The organism is Brevundimonas mediterranea, from assembly GCF_011064825.1.
Taxonomy (GTDB): Bacteria; Pseudomonadota; Alphaproteobacteria; order Caulobacterales; family Caulobacteraceae; genus Brevundimonas; species Brevundimonas mediterranea_A.
In genome coordinates, this window is the sequence record NZ_CP048751.1 from 2,427,112 (window position 1) to 2,443,455 (window position 16,344).

The 16,344-nt window shown below is 67.1% G+C and carries 17 protein-coding genes; 12 read left to right on the plus strand and 5 right to left on the minus strand.

All coding sequences use genetic code 11. From position 1 onward, the window contains the following. A complete protein-coding gene (gene flhA / locus GYM46_RS11895; protein ID WP_008260312.1) occupies positions 1-2,097 on the plus strand; it encodes a flagellar biosynthesis protein FlhA in 2,097 nt (698 codons plus the stop codon). A gap of 18 nt (positions 2,098-2,115) precedes the next feature. Here the strand turns inward: flhA and GYM46_RS11900 are convergent, their stop codons facing one another. Next, positions 2,116-2,832 (minus strand): hypothetical protein, encoded by a 717-nt coding sequence (locus GYM46_RS11900; RefSeq protein WP_008258917.1) that lies wholly within the window; start codon positions 2,830-2,832, stop codon positions 2,116-2,118. A 131-nt stretch (positions 2,833-2,963) separates the two neighbouring features. Between GYM46_RS11900 and GYM46_RS11905 the strand changes: the two genes are divergently transcribed. From GYM46_RS11905 to GYM46_RS11925, 5 genes are all read left to right on the plus strand, one after another. Then, entirely contained in the window at positions 2,964-4,490 is a 1,527-nt protein-coding gene (locus tag GYM46_RS11905; RefSeq protein WP_008263096.1) for a sensor histidine kinase, read from the plus strand. After that, complete coding sequence (locus GYM46_RS11910; protein ID WP_231492442.1) at positions 4,487-4,912, plus strand: response regulator; 426 nt, start codon at positions 4,487-4,489, stop codon at positions 4,910-4,912. The genes GYM46_RS11905 and GYM46_RS11910 overlap by 4 nt, the downstream gene beginning before the upstream one ends. Then, a complete protein-coding gene (locus tag GYM46_RS11915; RefSeq protein WP_008260327.1) occupies positions 4,909-5,949 on the plus strand; it encodes a sensor histidine kinase in 1,041 nt (346 codons plus the stop codon). The genes GYM46_RS11910 and GYM46_RS11915 overlap by 4 nt, the downstream gene beginning before the upstream one ends. Before the next feature lie 13 nt (positions 5,950-5,962). Then, positions 5,963-6,406 carry an NUDIX domain-containing protein gene (locus GYM46_RS11920; RefSeq protein WP_008262403.1) on the plus strand — a complete coding sequence of 148 codons (444 nt, stop codon included), beginning with the start codon at positions 5,963-5,965 and terminating at the stop codon, positions 6,404-6,406. A gap of 85 nt (positions 6,407-6,491) precedes the next feature. Beyond that, positions 6,492-6,671 (plus strand): CsbD family protein, encoded by a 180-nt coding sequence (locus GYM46_RS11925; protein WP_008260033.1) that lies wholly within the window; start codon positions 6,492-6,494, stop codon positions 6,669-6,671. A 76-nt stretch (positions 6,672-6,747) separates the two neighbouring features. Here the strand turns inward: GYM46_RS11925 and GYM46_RS11930 are convergent, their stop codons facing one another. The 3 genes from GYM46_RS11930 to GYM46_RS11940 are packed head-to-tail and all read right to left on the minus strand — an operon-like array spanning position 6,748 to position 9,021. Then, on the minus strand, positions 6,748-7,248 hold the full coding sequence (locus GYM46_RS11930) for a hypothetical protein (RefSeq protein WP_008263540.1): 501 nt from the start codon (positions 7,246-7,248) through the stop codon (positions 6,748-6,750). Positions 7,249-7,294: 46 nt separating this feature from the next. After that, a complete protein-coding gene (locus GYM46_RS11935; protein ID WP_008262925.1) occupies positions 7,295-8,473 on the minus strand; it encodes a vWA domain-containing protein in 1,179 nt (392 codons plus the stop codon). Between the two features lie 20 nt (positions 8,474-8,493). After that, positions 8,494-9,021: a GNAT family N-acetyltransferase gene (locus GYM46_RS11940; RefSeq protein ID WP_008259783.1), complete on the minus strand. Its 528-nt coding sequence runs from the start codon at positions 9,019-9,021 to the stop codon at positions 8,494-8,496. Between the two features lie 197 nt (positions 9,022-9,218). Here GYM46_RS11940 and GYM46_RS11950 point away from each other — a divergent pair, with 197 nt between their 5' ends. Genes GYM46_RS11950 through GYM46_RS11975 form a run of 6 tightly spaced genes read left to right on the plus strand, consistent with a single transcriptional unit; the run spans position 9,219 to position 14,656 of the window. Then, complete coding sequence (locus GYM46_RS11950) at positions 9,219-9,881, plus strand: histidine phosphatase family protein (RefSeq protein ID WP_008258932.1); 663 nt, start codon at positions 9,219-9,221, stop codon at positions 9,879-9,881. 48 nt (positions 9,882-9,929) lie between these two features. Further along, positions 9,930-10,181, plus strand: a complete 252-nt coding sequence (locus tag GYM46_RS11955; RefSeq protein ID WP_008260204.1) for an exodeoxyribonuclease VII small subunit — start codon at positions 9,930-9,932, stop codon at positions 10,179-10,181. After that, on the plus strand, positions 10,178-10,519 hold the full coding sequence (locus GYM46_RS11960) for a tRNA-binding protein (protein ID WP_008261106.1): 342 nt from the start codon (positions 10,178-10,180) through the stop codon (positions 10,517-10,519). The genes GYM46_RS11955 and GYM46_RS11960 overlap by 4 nt, the downstream gene beginning before the upstream one ends. A gap of 5 nt (positions 10,520-10,524) precedes the next feature. Continuing rightward, positions 10,525-11,430 (plus strand): polyprenyl synthetase family protein, encoded by a 906-nt coding sequence (locus GYM46_RS11965; protein WP_008261771.1) that lies wholly within the window; start codon positions 10,525-10,527, stop codon positions 11,428-11,430. A 57-nt stretch (positions 11,431-11,487) separates the two neighbouring features. Next, entirely contained in the window at positions 11,488-13,401 is a 1,914-nt protein-coding gene (gene dxs, locus GYM46_RS11970) for a 1-deoxy-D-xylulose-5-phosphate synthase (protein ID WP_196066344.1), read from the plus strand. A gap of 10 nt (positions 13,402-13,411) precedes the next feature. Continuing rightward, complete coding sequence (locus GYM46_RS11975) at positions 13,412-14,656, plus strand: MFS transporter (protein WP_008260513.1); 1,245 nt, start codon at positions 13,412-13,414, stop codon at positions 14,654-14,656. On the opposite strand, the gene GYM46_RS11980 is transcribed toward GYM46_RS11975, so the two are convergent. Beyond that, a complete protein-coding gene (locus tag GYM46_RS11980; RefSeq protein WP_008263515.1) occupies positions 14,640-16,334 on the minus strand; it encodes an alkaline phosphatase D family protein in 1,695 nt (564 codons plus the stop codon). The genes GYM46_RS11975 and GYM46_RS11980 overlap by 17 nt on opposite strands. Positions 16,335-16,344 lie beyond the last annotated feature (10 nt).

Sequence of the window (16,344 nt, forward strand, 5' to 3'; positions counted from 1 at the left end):
ATGATGATGAAGGACGGCATGGCGCGCCCCACCGGGCGCGACGTCCTGGGCTGGGTCAACCGCGGCGAAGTGCTGATGGCCGTCGGCGTGATCGGCGTGATCATGCTGCTGATCCTGCCGGTCCCGAAGATGCTTCTGGACCTGCTGCTGGCGATCTCGCTGGTGTCCAGCGTGCTGATCCTGATGACGGCCGTGATGATGAAGCGGCCGCTGGACTTCGCCATCTTCCCGACGGTCCTGCTGGTCTCGACCCTGTTCCGGCTGGGCCTGAACCTGGCCTCCACACGCCTGATTCTGACCCACGGCCAGGAAGGCCACGACGCGGCGGGGCAGGTAATCAACGCCTTCGGCCAACTGATGATGGGCGGTAATTTCATCATCGGGGTGATCATCTTCGCCATCATCCTGGTGGTGAACTTCGTCGTCATCACCAAGGGCTCGACCCGGATCGCCGAAGTGTCGGCTCGCTTCACCCTGGACTCCATGCCCGGCAAGCAGATGGCGATCGACGCCGATCTGTCGTCGGGCCTGATCACCGAGGATCAGGCCAAGCTGCGCCGCAAGGAGCTGGAGCAGGAATCGACCTTCTTCGGCGCCATGGACGGCGCGTCCAAGTTCGTGCGCGGCGACGCCGTGGCCGGTCTGATCATCACCTTCATCAACGCCATCGGCGGCGTCCTGATCGGAACCCTGACACACAGCATGCCGGCGATGGAGGCCGCCAACACCTATGTGCAGCTGACCATCGGCGACGGTCTGGTGACGCAGGTGCCGGCCATCATCATCTCGATCGCCGCCGGCTTCCTGGTGTCCAAGGCGGGCGTCGAGGGTACGGCGGACAAGGCCATGGTGACCCAGCTGGCCACCAACCCGGTGTCGCTGGGCGTTGTGTCCGGCGCCGCCGGCCTGATCGGCCTGATCCCCGGCATGCCGCTGATCCCCTTCGCCGCCCTGGCCATCGGTTCGGGCTTCATGGCCTGGAAACTGGGACGCAGCCGGCTGAAGCCGCAGCCGACGGAGGCCGAGATCGCCGCCGCAGCGGCCAAGCCCAAGGAGGAGGTCGAAGAGCCGATCTCCAGCATCCTGACCATCGACGAGGTGAAGATCGAGCTGGGCTATTCGTTGCTCAGCCTGATCAATGATCTGGAGGGGCGTCGCCTGACCGACCAGATCAAGGCCCTGCGCCGGTCGCTGGCCCAGGAATACGGCTTCGTCATCCCGCAGGTGCGCATCCTCGACAATATGCGCCTGCCGACCCAGGGCTACGCCATCCGCATCAAGGAGATGGACGCCGGCGCAGGCGAAGTGCGTCTGGGCCATCTGATGGCGATGGACCCCGCCGGCCGCCAGGTGGAGCTGCCGGGCGAACACATGCGCGAACCCGCCTTCGGCCTGCCAGCCACCTGGATCAACGAGAACCTGCGCGAGGAAGCCACCTTCCACGGCTACACCCTGGTCGATCCCTCGACGGTGCTGACGACCCACCTGACGGAGATCCTGAAGGAAAACATGGCCGACCTGCTGTCCTACAGCGAGGTGCAGAAGCTGCTGAAGGAACTGGGGGTCGAGGAGAAGAAGCTGGTCGAGGAACTGATCCCCAGCGTCGTCACCGTCACCACCCTGCAGCGCGTGCTTCAGGCCCTGCTGCGCGAAAAGGTCTCGATCCGCGACCTGCCGGCGATCCTGGAGGGCCTGGCCGAGGCGGCGCCCCACAGCACGAGCGTCACCACCCTGGTCGAACACGTCCGCGCCCGCCTGGCCCGCCAGCTGTGCTGGCAGCACCAGGGCGGCGACGGCGCCCTGCCCATCGTCACCCTGTCGCCGGAATGGGAAAGCGCCTTCGCCGAGAGCCTGGTCGGCGGCGGCGAGGACAAGCAACTGGCCATGGCGCCGTCACGGCTTCAGGACTTCATCCGCTCCGTGCGCGAGACCTTCGAACGGATCGCCATGTCGGGCGAAAACCCCGTCCTGCTGACCGGCCCGCAGACCCGCCCCTATGTCCGCTCGATCATCGAGCGCTTCCGCGGGCAGACGGTGGTGATGAGTCAGAACGAGATCCACCCGCGCGCCAAGCTGCGCACCCTGGGGCAGGTTTAGACCAGACTGGATCGCGGCCTAGTTCGCCACCCTCCAGCCGCCGGCGGAGGCGTTGCGTGCGACGTCGTTGACGGGGCGGGCGACCAGACCCGACTGGGTGATCCAGACCTCGTAACGGGCGCCGTCGGCCATCGGCATATAGGCGGCCGAGCCGTACAGGGTGTCCGCAGCATCCACATAGCGCCGGTAGCGGCGGATGGCGTCCCAGGCCTCGACCTTGAAGGGGACGGCGCCGTTGCGGGCGTTGGCTTCGGCCGCCGCCAGGTCATAGGCGCTGCGTTCGCCGTGCAACTCCTGTTCGATGGCTCGATACCGGCCGGACAACCGGTCCAGCCGGTATTGCGCATCCAGCCCCAGAACATTGGCCCAAGGCTTCCACTTCAGGACCTGGGCCTCGATCCGCCAGTCGTCGCCGTGAACCGGATAGAGGGCGCCCGCAGCGGCGGCCTGGCCCTCGCGCGGGGGCTGGACCAGGTTGATCTCGTAATACTGCGGCCCGATCTGGCGCAGGGTCAGGGTGGCGACCGGACGCTCGTAGGTGAGGCGGGCGTAGGTCTGAATATTCATGCCGAACAGGGCGGCCAGGCAGGCGGCCCAGAGAATGGCCCCGCCGAAGACTGCACCCAGGCCCCCGCTCAGAGGCTTGCCGCCGAACAGAGCCCGCAAGCCCCGGATCAACAGAACCAGCCCGATCAGCGCCACCGCCGTCGGCAAAATCCACCACCACCCGATCATCGTCCCGTCCCCGATTAAGCCCCGCCCCCGCAAGGTCATGCCGGGCCATATTAACCACAAGCCGCGAAAAGCCCGCAGGTTTCGTGCAACAGGCGTTTGACGCACGCCCCGGCGCCGCTAATGCTCGTGGCATGACACCTCGACAAAGCCAGAACTGGTCGCGTTTCAGCACCTTCCTGCGGACGCCGTCGCTTGTGCGATCCGTCTCGGGTTTGCTGATCCTGGCCTTCGTCCTGCTGCTTACGGTGAATATCTCGACCTTCGTCATGATCCGGCGCACCGCGACGGTGAACGACACGATCGAACATGCACAGCAGATGCGGCGGGCGTCACGCACCGTCCTGATCTCCATGCTGGACGCCGAGACGGCGCAGCGCGGCTTTCTGCTGACCGGACGGAGCGACTTCCTTCAGCCCTTCGAGGCCGCAAGGGCGGAGCGGGAGCCGGCCCTCAGCTTTCTGGAGCAGGGCGTGGTCGGCGACCCTGTCCTGGAGGAGCCGGTGGCGCGCATACGACGCCTGGCGGACGCCAAGCTTCAAGAAATGGAGGGCACGCTGGCCCTGGCGCGCGCGGGTCGCATAGGGCAGGCGATCCAGTCCGTGCGCTCCGGCGAAGGCAAGCGCTACATGGACGAACTGCGCGTGGCCATCGACGACTTCGACGCCCTCAAGTCCGCCCGCATCGCCGACCGCACCCATGCATCCGAGCGATCCGCCTTCGTCACGGTATTGATGAACGCCATGACCGGCCTTCTGGTGCTGATTTTGGCCCTGCTGTCGGCCTGGATGGTGCGTCGCTACGTCGGCGAGATCCAGAGGGCGCGCGAGGAACTGGATGCGGTGAACGCCGGCCTGGAGGACACGGTCCGCGACCGCACCGCCGCCCTGACCCGCGCCAACGACGAGATCCAGCGGTTCGCCTATATCGTCAGCCACGATCTGCGCGCGCCCCTGGTCAATGTCATGGGTTACACCTCCGAACTGGAGCAGGCCGGCAAGGTGATCGATGCGGCGATCCGAGAGGCGGAGGCCGAAGGCCCTGTCAGCGCCGACGTCGTCACGGCCGTGCGCGAGGACATGCCGGAGGCCCTCGGCTTCATCCGGGCCTCCACGGAAAAGATGGACCGGCTGATCAACGCCATCCTGAAACTGTCGCGCGAGGGGCGGCGCAATCTGGCGCCGGAGCCGCTGGACATGACCGCTATGGCCCAGAACATCGCCGACAGCGTCCACCATCAGACCGAGGCCTCCGGCGCACGGATCGTCGTCGAAAGCCTGCCGCCGATCGAGAGCGACCGTCTGTCGATGGAACAGATCCTGGGCAATCTGATCGACAACGCCGTCAAATATCTGGACGCCGGCCGGCCGGGCGAGATCGTCGTCTCGGGAGAAGAGGTCCCCGGCGGCTGGATCGTCTATCGGGTCGCCGACAATGGACGCGGCGTCGCGCCCAGGGACCATGAACGAATCTTCGAACTGTTCCGTCGTTCGGGCAAGCAGGACCGCGCCGGGGAGGGACTGGGCCTGGCCTTCGTTCGCAACAGCGTGCGCAGGATCGGCGGGGTCATCGATCTGGAGTCCGAGCTTGGCAAGGGCTCGACTTTCCTTCTGAAATTCCCCAAACGACTGATCCTGTCGGAACCCGGAGGCGTGCTGTGACGCAACCCGTCAAAATCATCATGGTCGAAGACGACCACGGTCATGCCAAACTGATCGAGAAGAATATTCGCCGTGCGAATATCAGCAACGAGATCAAGCATTTCGACGAAGGCGGCGCGGCGCTCGACTATCTGTTCAGTGCGGAAATCCTGGCCAACGGCCCGCTGCTGATCCTGCTGGACCTGAACCTGCCGGATATGTCGGGCACCGACATTCTGGAGAAGGTGAAATCCGACGACCGACTGAAGCGCGCGCCCGTCGTGGTTCTGACGACCACGGACGACAAGGTCGAGATCCAGCGCTGCTACGATCTGGGCTGCAACGTCTACATCACCAAGCCGGTCGATTATGAATCCTTCGCCGGCGCGATCCGCCAACTGGGTCTGTTCCTGTCGGTGATGCAGGCCCCGGAGATCGAGTGACCGCAATCTCCGGCGCCATTCGACTGCTCTATATCGACGATGACCGCGGCCTGTCGCGGCTGGTCGAGAAGGAGTTGAGCCGCCACGGCTTCGCCGTGACCTGCGCGCCCGATGGTGACGCCGGGCTGGCGCTGCTTGCGGCCCATGAGTACGACGTCTGCGCCCTGGACCACTATATGCCCAGCCGCGACGGGCTGGACGTTCTGCCGGACATCCTGACCCTGAACGCGCCGCCTCCGGTCGTTTACGTGACCGGCGCCCAGGAGGGCCGGATCGCTGTGGCCGCCCTGCGTGCGGGCGCTGCGGATTATGTCATCAAGGACGTGTCGGAAGACTTCACCTCCCTGTTGCGGTCGGCCCTGGAAGACGCCGTGCTGCGTCGCCGGCTGCAGCGTGAGAACGACATCGCGCAGGAGGAAGTCCGTCTGGCCCGTGACCGGGCCGAGGCCATGTTGCGCGAGGTCAATCACCGGGTCGGCAATTCGCTGCAACTGGTGTCCAGCTTCATGTCCCTGCAGATGCGCCAGATCACCGACGAGGGCGCGCGCGAGGCCTTGCGGGAATGCCAGGCGCGGATCGAGGCCGTGGCCCACGTCCATCGCCGCCTCTACACCTCGGGCGACATGAGCCGGGTGGCCATGGACGAATATCTCGAAGGCCTGATGCACGAACTGTCCAAGTCCGTCGGTCCGGGCGAAGGCTCGCCGCGCCTGGTCGTGGACGCCGCGCCGATGTGGGTGACGACAGATCAGGCCGTGTCCCTGGGCGTCGTCGTCGCCGAACTGGTCACCAACGCCGTGAAATACGCCTATCTGCCGGGCCAGGGCGGCGAAATCCGCATCAAGCTGCAGCCCGAGGGCGAACATCGCGCCATATTGACGGTCGAGGACGACGGGCCGGGCCTGGGCGACGGCGCGCCCAAGGGCACGGGGCTGGGCGGCAAGATCATCTCGGCCATGGCCTCGGGACTGCGTTCGGCCGTCGAGTTCGACGCCGCCCACAAGGGCGTGCGCGCCCGGCTGGCCTTCGACCTCTAGGGTCAGTTTAGTCATGCTTCAGTTCGGCGTTCGCAATCCTGCAATCGACTACCGCCACCGGGCGACGGCGTTCGGCGTCGTCGAACGCGACGGCCTGATCGCCTGCGTGCGGGTCGAGCGGACGACCGGAGCCTATTTCGACCTGCCCGGCGGGGCCGTGGACGGGGACGAGAGCGAGGTTCAGGCCCTGGTGCGAGAATTCGTCGAGGAGACCGGCCTGGACGTCAAGCCGCTGAACCGCATCGCCGAGGCGGGCCAGTATCACCTGAAAAGCAATGGCGAGCCGTTGTGCAACATCGGCGGTTTCTGGACCGGCGTGGTCACGGGCGAAAATCCTGACGCCAAATGCGAGGACGATCACACCCTGGTCTGGCTGGACCCGACCGTCGCCCTGTCGCGCCTGCGGCATGACGCTCACGCCTGGGCGGTGGCGGTCTGGCTGCGTCGCGCAAGCTGAGCCTTACGGAACAAGCCCGACGGCTTTCCCGTTTCTTCTGTGAGTCGCGACGTCATGACGACGTCGCTCGAACAGGAGAATTAGCATGGCCGATCATGACCGTATCGAAGGCTCCGCCAAGAACATGGGCGGCAAGATCAAGGAAGGCGCGGGCAAGCTGACCGGCGATTCCAAGCTGCAGGCCGAAGGCAAGGCCGATCAGGTCGAGGGCAAGGTCCAGAACGCCGTCGGCGGCGTGAAGGACAGCTTGAAAGACGACAAGTAAGCCTTCCCCCGATCCGTAACCGCCCGAACGCCGTCCGCGAAAGCGGGCGGCGTTTCGGTTTGGGCGGACCCTGTTTTCAGTCGTCCTTGCCGCCCCAAAGACGTAGCGACAGACCCTTGTTTTTGGCCTCATCGACCGGCCGGCACTCGGAGCTGAAACCGCCTTCGACGGGACGGGGGCGACAATCCATTTCCTGCGGGGTGGACGACGCGGCGGGCGTCCGCGATTGCGGCCCGCATTGCAGGCCATAGGGCGATCCGCGCTCCGTCGCCTGCGTCATCTGGCAATCGCCCGCCATGCCGACGGGTCGCAGCGCATCCGGCAAATCCTCGCCCAGGGCCAAGGCGAGTTGTCCACGCACCTTGGCCTGACAGTCCTCCAGCGTCCTGGCGCCGCGCAGTTGGGGGCTGCAGCGCGCGCGCTCATAGCCGAAGGGATCCGCCAGGCCCCATTCCGGCACCGTATGTGAAGGCGCCGCGATCGGCGTTTCCGTCGCAGGTTCGGCGGCGGGCGCTTCCCACACGACGGAGGGGGCGGTCTGTTGCAGCAACAGCAGGGCGAAGGCGGCGGCGATCATCGGTCAGGCCCTTCGTAATGGGGCGCGTTCGCTTCGAACGCGAAATCTACCTTGTCAGGGCGCGCATCGCCTTGTCGAGGCCTTCCAGCGTCAGGGGGAACATCCGCTCGTCCATCACCTCGCGCAGCAGGCCGACCGAGGCGGTGTAGCTCCAGTATCGTTCCTGCACCGGGTTCAGCCAGATCGACTTCTCCCACTGCTGACGGGCGCGTTTCATCCAGACCGCGCCGGCCTCCTCGTTCCAGTGCTCGACCGAGCCGCCCGGCATGGTGATCTCATAGGGCGACATGGTCGCGTCGCCGACAAAGATGGCCCGCCAGTCCCCAGGATACTTGTGCAGCAGGTCCCAGGTCGGAATCCGCTCGGTGTGACGCCGCCGGTTGTCCTTCCAGACGCCTTCGTACAGGCAGTTGTGGAAGTAGAAGAACTCCAGGTTCTTGAACTCGGTCCGGGCCGCCGAGAACAGCTCCTCCACCAGCTTGATATGGCCGTCCATCGACCCGCCGATGTCGAGGAACAGCAGGACCTTGATCGTGTTGCGCCGCTCGGGCCGCATCTGGATGTCCAGCCAGCCCTGGCGCGCCGTGCCGTCGATGGTGCCGTCGATGTCCAGTTCTTCCGCCGCCCCCTCGCGCGCAAACCGGCGCAGGCGGCGCAAGGCCACCTTGATGTTGCGCGTGCCCAGCTCGACCGTGTCGTCCAGGTTCCGGAACTCGCGCTTCTCCCACACCTTGACCGCCCGGCCATGCTTGCCCGGCCCGCCGATCCGCACCCCCTCAGGATTATAGCCGCCGTGGCCAAAGGGGCTGGTCCCGCCCGTGCCGATCCATTTCGAGCCGCCGGAATGGCGTTCCTTCTGCTCTTCCAGCCGCTGCTTCAGCGTCTCCATCAGCTTGTCGAAGCCGCCCAGCGCCTCGATCTGCGCCTTCTCCTCGTCGGTCAGATATTTTTCGGTCAGCAGCCGCAGCCAGTCCTCGGGGATGTCGGTGGTCAGATCCTCGCCCGCGCCGACCGATTCCACGCCCTTGAACACCGTCCCGAACACCTGATCGAACCGGTCATAGTGTTTCTCGTCCTTGACCAGAACCGCGCGCGACAGGTGATAGAAGGCCTCGATCTCGCGCCCCGCCAGATCGCGATCCATGGCCTCCATCAGATGGAGCCATTCCTTCATCGACACCGGAACCTTGGCGTCGCGCAGGGCGGTGAAGAAGGGGAGGAGCATGGAAAGGATGTGAACCCGGATCAGCCGCGCCGCAAGATGAACTCGTGGTCGCGCCAGGCGCCGACCGGGTATTCGTATTCGCCCGCCTTCTCGAACCCATAGGCGGCGTACAGACGCTGGGCCTTTTCATTTCCGCTCCAGACGCCGATCCAAAGCGGCCCCTGGGTATGGGCCTCCATCCAGTCCAGCGACAGGGTCAGCAGTTTCGTGCCCAGGCCCAGGCCTTGCGCGGCCTTCGACACATAGAGGCGGCGCAACTCCATGTGCTCCGGGCGCGCCTCGGGGTGGGGCAGGCCGTTGGGACCCGCGTTGGCGAAGGCCAGCAGGGCGCCGTCCCGCTCGGCCACCCACCAGGCGCAGCCGGGTTCGGTCAGCTTCTTTCGCGTCGGCTCGGGGTCGAAACTGGCGTCCAGGAAGGCCTTCAGGTCCATCTCTGGATAGGGGATGGCGAATCCGGTCACGAAGGTGTCGATGAAGGTCCGGCGACCTAGGGCGCCCAGGGGTTCGGCGTCTTCGAGGCGGGCAGGGCGGATCAGAGTCTCGGTCATGATCCGGCTCTACAATGGGGCGAGACGCGCGTCACCGCCGACAGGCGGCGCGCAGACATGTTCGGGCAAGGTTGTGTCCGCGCTCGAGGGCGGTTACGACCTTGAAGGACTAGGCCGCTCCGCGGTCGCACACGTCGCCGCGCTCGGGGAGGAATAGGACGTCTAAAGCCTTGAAACTTAAGGGCCGTCCGATCGCCATGTCATCCCCCGCCCTGTCCCTCGATTCGACCGATCAGCCTGCGCCGCAGGCCGCAGGATCGACTGAGTCCGGCGCTGTAACGGCTCTGCGGCCGGGCGCCATCACCCTGACGCGCCACGGCGAGCCGGCCCTGTCGCGCAAATGCCTGATCACCGCGCGTCAGTACGGCGACTGGTGGGCCAAATACGAGATCGGCGGCCTGCTGGCCGGCCAGACTCCGCCGCCCGAACTGGTCGCCACCGCCCAGGGCGCCGGCGCCATCTACGCCTCGACCCGCCAGCGCGCCCAGGAGACCGCCGCCGCCGCCGCCGCCGGGCGTGAGGTCATGTCGGACGTCCTGTTCATCGAGGCGCCCCTGCCGCCGCCGCCAATTCCCGACTGGATCAAGCTGTCGCCGAAATGGTGGGGCGTGGTGTCGCGCTTCTGGTGGCACGCCTTCGACCACCACGGCGGCCAGGAAACCCGCGCCGAGGCCGAGGCCCGCGCCGAACAGGCGGCGCGCAAGCTGATCGCCCGCGCCGAAACCGGCCAGGACGTGCTGGTCTTCGCCCACGGCTATTTCAATCACATGGTCGGCGCCCGTCTGAAGGCCGACGGCTGGAAACTGGTGCATAATCAGGGCTTCAAATACTGGTCCCAGCGCCGCTACGAGAAGCGATAGCCGCATCCACCGTTGATGCAGGCTTCGACCCCCTCTAGGGTCCGCGCCATGACCGATACCGCCGCCGCCATCCCCGCCGACCTCAGCTTCGAAGACGCCCTGCAGCGCCTGGAGACCATCGTGTCACGCCTGGAATCAGGCCAGGCTCCGCTGGAGGAATCCATCGCCCTGTACGAAGAGGGCGCCAAGCTGAAGGCCCATTGCGAGGCCCGTCTGAAGGCGGCCCAGCTGCGCGTCGAGAAGATCGTCGTTGGACCGGACGGCCAGGCCAAGGGCGTCGAGGCGGCGTCGTTCGAATGACGCCGACCATCGCCTTCGACGACTTCATGAAGGTCGATATTCGCGTCGGCCGGATCGTCAAGGCCGAGCCGTTTCCTGAGGCGCGCAAGCCGGCGTTCAAGCTCCAGATCGATTTCGGCCCCGAGATCGGCGTCAAGAAATCCTCGGCCCAGATCACCCGCCACTACACGTTGGAAGAACTGGAAGGCCGCAAGGTCGCCGCCGTCGTCAACTTTCCGCCGCGCCAGATCGGGCCGGCGAAGTCCGAGGTTCTGACCCTCGGCTTTCCCGATGCGGACGGCGAGGTGGTGCTGGTCGGGGTGGACCGCGACCTGCCGCTGGGCGGGCGACTGTTTTGACCCCTATGCTCGCCGCCAATTCGCCCGAACAGGCCGTGATCGACCGGGTGGCCGAGGTCGCAGATCTGGTCACGGTCGCGCTGGACCAGTTGTTGCCGCGCGCCGACGGACCGGAAGCCCGCCTGACCGAGGCCATGCGTTACGCGGCCCTGGGCCCCGGCAAACGGCTGCGCCCCTTCTTCGCGCTTGAGGCCGCGCGCCTGTTCAATATCGACGAACGGTCGGTGCTGCGCGCCGCCTGCGCCCTGGAATGCGTCCACGCCTACAGCCTGGTGCACGACGACCTGCCGTGCATGGACGACGATGACATGCGGCGTGGGCGCCCAACGGTCCACCGCGCCTATGACGAGGCCACGGCGGTCCTGGCCGGCGACGCGCTTCAGACGGCGGCCTTCGACATCATCCTGCACGAAGACACCCACGAGGACGCGGTCGTGCGGTGCGAACTGGCGGCGCGGCTGTCGATGGCCTCGGGCGCGCGGGGCATGGCCGGCGGTCAGATGATCGACCTGCTGGGCGTGCGCGACGATCTGGGCGGCGTCGCCCGGATGCAGCGGCTGAAGACCGGCGCCCTGTTCGCCTACGCCTTCGAGATTCCGCTGATCATCGCCGAGGCCTCGGCCCAGCACCAGCACGCCCTGATCAGCTTCGCCCACGATGTCGGCCTGGCCTATCAGATCGTCGATGATCTTCTGGATGCGGAAGGTTCGGCCGAAGAAATGGGCAAGGCCGCCGGCGGCAAGGATGCGGCCTTGGGCAAGACCAATTTCGTCACCCTGCTGGGGCTCGAGGCGGCGCGACAGAGGGTCGCGCACCTGTCTGACCAGGCCAGGGCTCACCTGGAGCCGTTCGGGCACGAGGCGGAAATCCTCAAGGCGAGCGTGGACTTTGTGCTAAAGCGCCGGTCCTGATACGAAACATTGATCTCCCCCAGGGGTTGATTGATCAGACTTTCAAGGTTTTCCCGGCTGATGCCCGACACCCCGCTTCTCGACACCGTCAAGTTTCCCGCCGACATGCGGGGCTTCGACATCGCCCAGCTGAAACAGCTGGCGCAAGAAGTGCGGGCCGAGACCATCGACGCCGTCTCGGTCACGGGCGGCCACCTGGGCGCGGGCCTGGGCGTGGTCGAGTTGACTACGGCGCTTCACCATGTGTTCGAGACGCCCAAGGACATCCTGATCTGGGACGTCGGCCACCAGTGCTATCCCCACAAGATCCTGACCGGCCGTCGCGACCGCATCCGCACCCTGCGCCAGCCCGGCGGCCTGTCGGGCTTCACCAAGCGCAGCGAGAGCGAGTACGACCCCTTCGGTGCCGCCCACGCCTCGACCTCGATCAGCGCCGCCCTCGGCTTCGCCGCCGCACGCGACCAGAAGGGCGAGAAGAACAAGGTCGTGGCGGTCATCGGCGACGGCTCCATGTCGGCCGGCATGGCCTATGAGGCGATGAACAACGCCGCCGAGGCGACCAATGGTCAGCTGATGGTCATCCTGAACGACAACGACATGTCCATCGCCCCGCCGGTCGGGGGCATGAGCGCCTATCTGGCCGGTCTGGTGTCCGGCGGCGCCTATCAGAACGTCCGCCGCCTGGGCCGCTCGGTCGCCCAGCACCTGCCGCGCCCGTTCCGCAACGCGGCCAAGAAGGCCGAGGAATACGCCCGCGGCATGGTCACCGGCGGCACCCTGTTCGAGGAGCTGGGCTTCTACTACGTCGGCCCCATCGACGGGCACGACATGGAGAATCTGGTCCCGATCCTGAAGAAGGCGGCGGCCATCGAGGACCGGCCGGTGCTGGTCCATGTCGTGACGCAGAAGGGCAAGGGCTACGCCCCGGCCGAGAGCAGCGCCGACAAACTCCATGCGGTGGTCAAGTTCGACGTGGTCTCGGGCAAACAGGCCAAGTCCGTGTCGAACGCGCCCAGCTACACCAAGGTGTTCGGGACCGAGCTGATCAAGCACGCCGCCCTGGATCCCTCGATCGTGGCCATCACCGCCGCCATGCCCTCGGGCACGGGGCTTGACCTGTTCGGCCAGGCCTTCCCCGACCGCACCTATGACGTCGGCATCGCCGAACAGCACGCCGTCACCTTCGCCGCCGGCCTGGCCGCTGACGGGATGAAGCCGGTCTGCGCCATCTATTCCACCTTCCTTCAGCGCGGCTATGACCAGGTGGTCCATGACGTGGCCATCCAGTCGCTGCCGGTGCGGTTCGCCATGGACCGGGCCGGTCTGGTGGGCGCAGACGGCGCGACCCACGCCGGGTCGTTCGACATCGGCTTCATGGGCGCCTTGCCCGGCATGGTGCTGATGGCCGCCGCCGATGAGGCCGAACTGGCGGGCATGATCTCGACCAGCCTGGCCATCGACGACCGCCCCAGCGCCTTCCGCTATCCGCGCGGCGACGGCGTCGGGGTCGAGATCCCGGAACTGGCCGCCCCGTTCGAGATCGGCCGGGGCCGGATCGTGCGCGAGGGGACCTCGGTCGCCATCCTGTCCCTGGGCACCCGCTTGCAGGAATCGCTGAAGGCCGCCGATCTGCTGGCCGCCCGGGGCGTGTCCGCCACCGTCGCCGACGCCCGCTTCGCCAAGCCGCTGGACGCCGACCTGATCCTGCGCCTGGCGCGGGAGCACGAGGCCCTGATCACGGTGGAGGAGGGGGCCATGGGCGGCTTCGGCGCCTTCGTGCTGCAACTGCTCGCCGAGAAGGGCGCGCTGGATCGCGGTCTCAAGGTCCGCACCCTGAACCTGCCCGACGTCTTCCAGGACCAGGACGCCCCCGCCGCCATGTATGCTCTGGCGGGGCTCAACGCGGACCATATCGCCGCCGCCGCCTTGCGCGCGCTGGGCGTCGAGACGGCGCGGGCCGCCCGGGCCTGAGACCCGCAGCATGACCGCCGGCGTGTCTCCCCGGCCGGTCGGGTCGGCCTTCCTGATCGGTTACGCCGTCGCCTATATCGGCGCCTTCATCGGCGTGGCGCCCCTGCTTCAGGTGCTCGCGCCCCTCCACGCCGAGATGATCGACGGTCAGGCCAAGGGGCCGTTGCTCAGCCAGGCCCTGTTCTGGGGCTGTATGGCCGCCGGGCTCGGCAATATCATCGGCGGCGCCCTTAGCGACCGGACACGGTCGCGGCACGGCCGGCGGCGGCCGTGGATCGTGGTCGGCGCCGTTCTGACGGTCGGCAGTTACGCCGCCATCCAGCAGTCCTCGACCCCTCTGGGACTGATTTTGGGCCTGGTCTGTTTCCAGCTGACCTTCAACATCCTGCTGGCCCCGCTGATCGCCCTGTTCGCCGACCGGGTGCCCGAGAACCGGCGCAGCGCCATGTCGGCCGTGATGGGCATGGCCTATCCGCTGGCCGCCATGATCGGTTCGGTCGTGATGGCCTGGGGGCCGCAGGGCGAGGTGGCGCGCTTCGCGACCCTGGCCGCCGTGGTCCTGGCGGCGACCGTGCCCTTCGCCCTGCTGTCGCGCGAGGATCCGGCGCCCGCCGACCGGGTGCGGGCGCCCTTGTCAGGGTTTTCTCTGCCCAGCCTGCTGCACCCCTTCGCCGTTCGCGACTTCACCCTGGCCTGGACCTATCGGTTCCTGGTGGTGACCGGCTATTCGCTGGTGGCCTTCTATCTGCTCTTCTACATCGCCGACGCTATCGGCTTTCCGATCCTGTTTCCCGGCCGCTCGGCCGAGGCCGGCCATTCGCTGCTGACCGCCATCGCCGTCGTGGGGGTGGTCGGGGTCAGCACCGTCGTCGCCATGGGCGGCTCGCGCATCACGCGGCGCAAGCCGCTCGCCATCGCCGGCGGGGTGCTGCTGGCCATCGCGGCGGCTGTGCTGGCGACCACTCAGGACTGGACCACGGTGGTCGTCGCCTTCGCCCTCTATGGGGTGGGCCAGGGCTGCTATGGCGCGATCGACATCGCCCTGATGACCGATGTCCTGCCCTCGGTCGAGGACCGGGGCAAGGATCTGGGCCTGATCAATCTGGCCGTGACCCTGCCCCAGGCGATCGCGCCCCTGATCGCCCTGGTCCTGCTGGAGAACCTGGGTCTGGACTTCCGCAGCCTGTTCCTGGCCGCCGCCGCCTGTTTCGGCGGGGCGACCCTGGCGGTGGCCTCGATCAGGCGGGTTCGGTGACGTCTTCCAGCGGACCCAGACCGGTCGCGGTCTGAGCCAACCGATAGCGTTTCACCGTCTTGTTCTGATACGGCTTGGCCAGGATGGTCGAGACGGCGCGCAGTTCGCCCACCGCCTGATCCCGGTCCAGGGTCAGCAGGACATAGCCCTTGGACGCCTGGTCGCAGAACTTGACCTCGGGATTGGCGGCTTCCAGCGCCAGGCCCAGCGGCAGGCCGCCGACCATGTCGCCGGGCGACGGACTGGAGATGGCCGAGGTCCCGAACTCCACCGCGCGACGCTGGCCGCCGTTGTCATACAGTTCGTTGACCCAGAAGGCGTGGCTGTCGCCGGCCAGGACGATCGGCTCGACGCCCGCCTGTTTCATCGTCTCGTACAGACGCTCGCGACCGGCCGGATAACCGTCCCAGCTGTCCAGGTTGAACGGCAGGCCTAGCTTGAACAGCTGGATCGCGGCCTCGACCTGGGGCTGGATATCGGCCGGCAGGCTGGCGATCATCTGCGCCACCTGGGCGGGCGGCAGCATCTGTTCGATGTTCGGCCCCTTGACCCGCGCCATGACCACCTGGTTGCCCAGGATCTGCCACGGACGACCGGCGCCCTTGGACTGGCTCATGGCCTCGCCCAGCCAGCGGCGTTGACCCTCGCCCAGCAGGTCGCGCGACGGCTCCTGACGCTGGGCCTCGAAGGCGGCGATGTCCGGGCGGCCGTCGGCGGTCTTGGGGATGTTGGCGAAGTCCATCTGTTCGGCGCGGGCCGTCAGACGGGTTTCGACCATGTGCAGGCTGGCCAGATCGCCGAAGTGGAAGCTGCGGTTGATCGCTTCCTTCATGGCGCCGGCCTTGGCCTCGCGGATCGGCATCCATTCGTAATAGGCGCGAAGGGCCGCCGCCTTGCGCGTGGCGAAGTCGCCTTCGGTCGCCGGCTGATGGTTCTCGGCCCCCATCATCCAGACGTCGTTGGCGACCTCGTGGTCGTCCCAGACGCAGATGAAGGCGGCGCGGGCGTGGGCGGCCTGCAGATCGGGATCGGTCTTGTATTGGGCGTGGCGCGTCCGATAGTCGGCCAGGCTGATGATTTCGTGGGGCGGCAGGGGCGCCCGGTTCAGCGGCGCGCCCGTCGCCATGCCGTAGTCGCCCGGCGCCGCGCCGTATTCGTAGATGTAGTCGCCCAGGTGAACGACGGCGTCCAACCGGTCCAGCTGCGAGATGGCCTCATAGGCGTTGAACAGGCCGCCCGGATAGAGCTGGCAAGACACCACGGCCAGGTTGACCTGCGGCGTCGCGCCCTGGGGCAGGGTGCGGACCCGACCCGCCGGCGAGGTCACGCCATTGGCGATGAAGCGATAGAAATACTCCCGACCCGGCTCCAGGCCGCGACCGTTCAGGTCGTGCTTGACGGTGAAGTCGCGCTCGGCCCGGGCGGTCAGGTCGGTAAAGCGACGCACCATGTCGGTGAAGTCGGCGTCCCTGGCCACTTCAAGAACCACCGCAATCTCCCCGACCGACGGATCGGCCGGGGTGACGCGGGTCCAGAAGACCGCGGAATGCTGATCCGGATCGCCGCTGGCCACCCCGTGAAGGAAGGCGACCTGACCGGCATGGGCGGTCTGGGCGACGGCGGGCGTCGCCGCCCCCGCGCCGATCAGTCCCAGAAGGCTGCGGCGATCCAGATTCATCGTTCGATCC

Bases quoted from the DNA above. Each gene is read 5' to 3' on its own strand.
- flhA (WP_008260312.1), top strand. From the start codon at position 1: ATGATGATGAAGGACGGCATGGCGCGCCCCACCGGGCGCGACGTCCTG.
- GYM46_RS11900 (WP_008258917.1), bottom strand. From the start codon at position 2,832: ATGATCGGGTGGTGGTGGATTTTGCCGACGGCGGTGGCGCTGATCGGG.
- GYM46_RS11905 (WP_008263096.1), top strand. From the start codon at position 2,964: ATGACACCTCGACAAAGCCAGAACTGGTCGCGTTTCAGCACCTTCCTG.
- GYM46_RS11920 (WP_008262403.1), top strand. From the start codon at position 5,963: ATGCTTCAGTTCGGCGTTCGCAATCCTGCAATCGACTACCGCCACCGG.
- GYM46_RS11925 (WP_008260033.1), top strand. From the start codon at position 6,492: ATGGCCGATCATGACCGTATCGAAGGCTCCGCCAAGAACATGGGCGGC.
- GYM46_RS11930 (WP_008263540.1), bottom strand. From the start codon at position 7,248: ATGATCGCCGCCGCCTTCGCCCTGCTGTTGCTGCAACAGACCGCCCCC.
- GYM46_RS11935 (WP_008262925.1), bottom strand. From the start codon at position 8,473: ATGCTCCTCCCCTTCTTCACCGCCCTGCGCGACGCCAAGGTTCCGGTG.
- GYM46_RS11940 (WP_008259783.1), bottom strand. From the start codon at position 9,021: ATGACCGAGACTCTGATCCGCCCTGCCCGCCTCGAAGACGCCGAACCC.
- GYM46_RS11950 (WP_008258932.1), top strand. From the start codon at position 9,219: ATGTCATCCCCCGCCCTGTCCCTCGATTCGACCGATCAGCCTGCGCCG.
- GYM46_RS11955 (WP_008260204.1), top strand. From the start codon at position 9,930: ATGACCGATACCGCCGCCGCCATCCCCGCCGACCTCAGCTTCGAAGAC.
- GYM46_RS11960 (WP_008261106.1), top strand. From the start codon at position 10,178: ATGACGCCGACCATCGCCTTCGACGACTTCATGAAGGTCGATATTCGC.
- GYM46_RS11965 (WP_008261771.1), top strand. From the start codon at position 10,525: ATGCTCGCCGCCAATTCGCCCGAACAGGCCGTGATCGACCGGGTGGCC.
- GYM46_RS11975 (WP_008260513.1), top strand. From the start codon at position 13,412: ATGACCGCCGGCGTGTCTCCCCGGCCGGTCGGGTCGGCCTTCCTGATC.
- GYM46_RS11980 (WP_008263515.1), bottom strand. From the start codon at position 16,334: ATGAATCTGGATCGCCGCAGCCTTCTGGGACTGATCGGCGCGGGGGCG.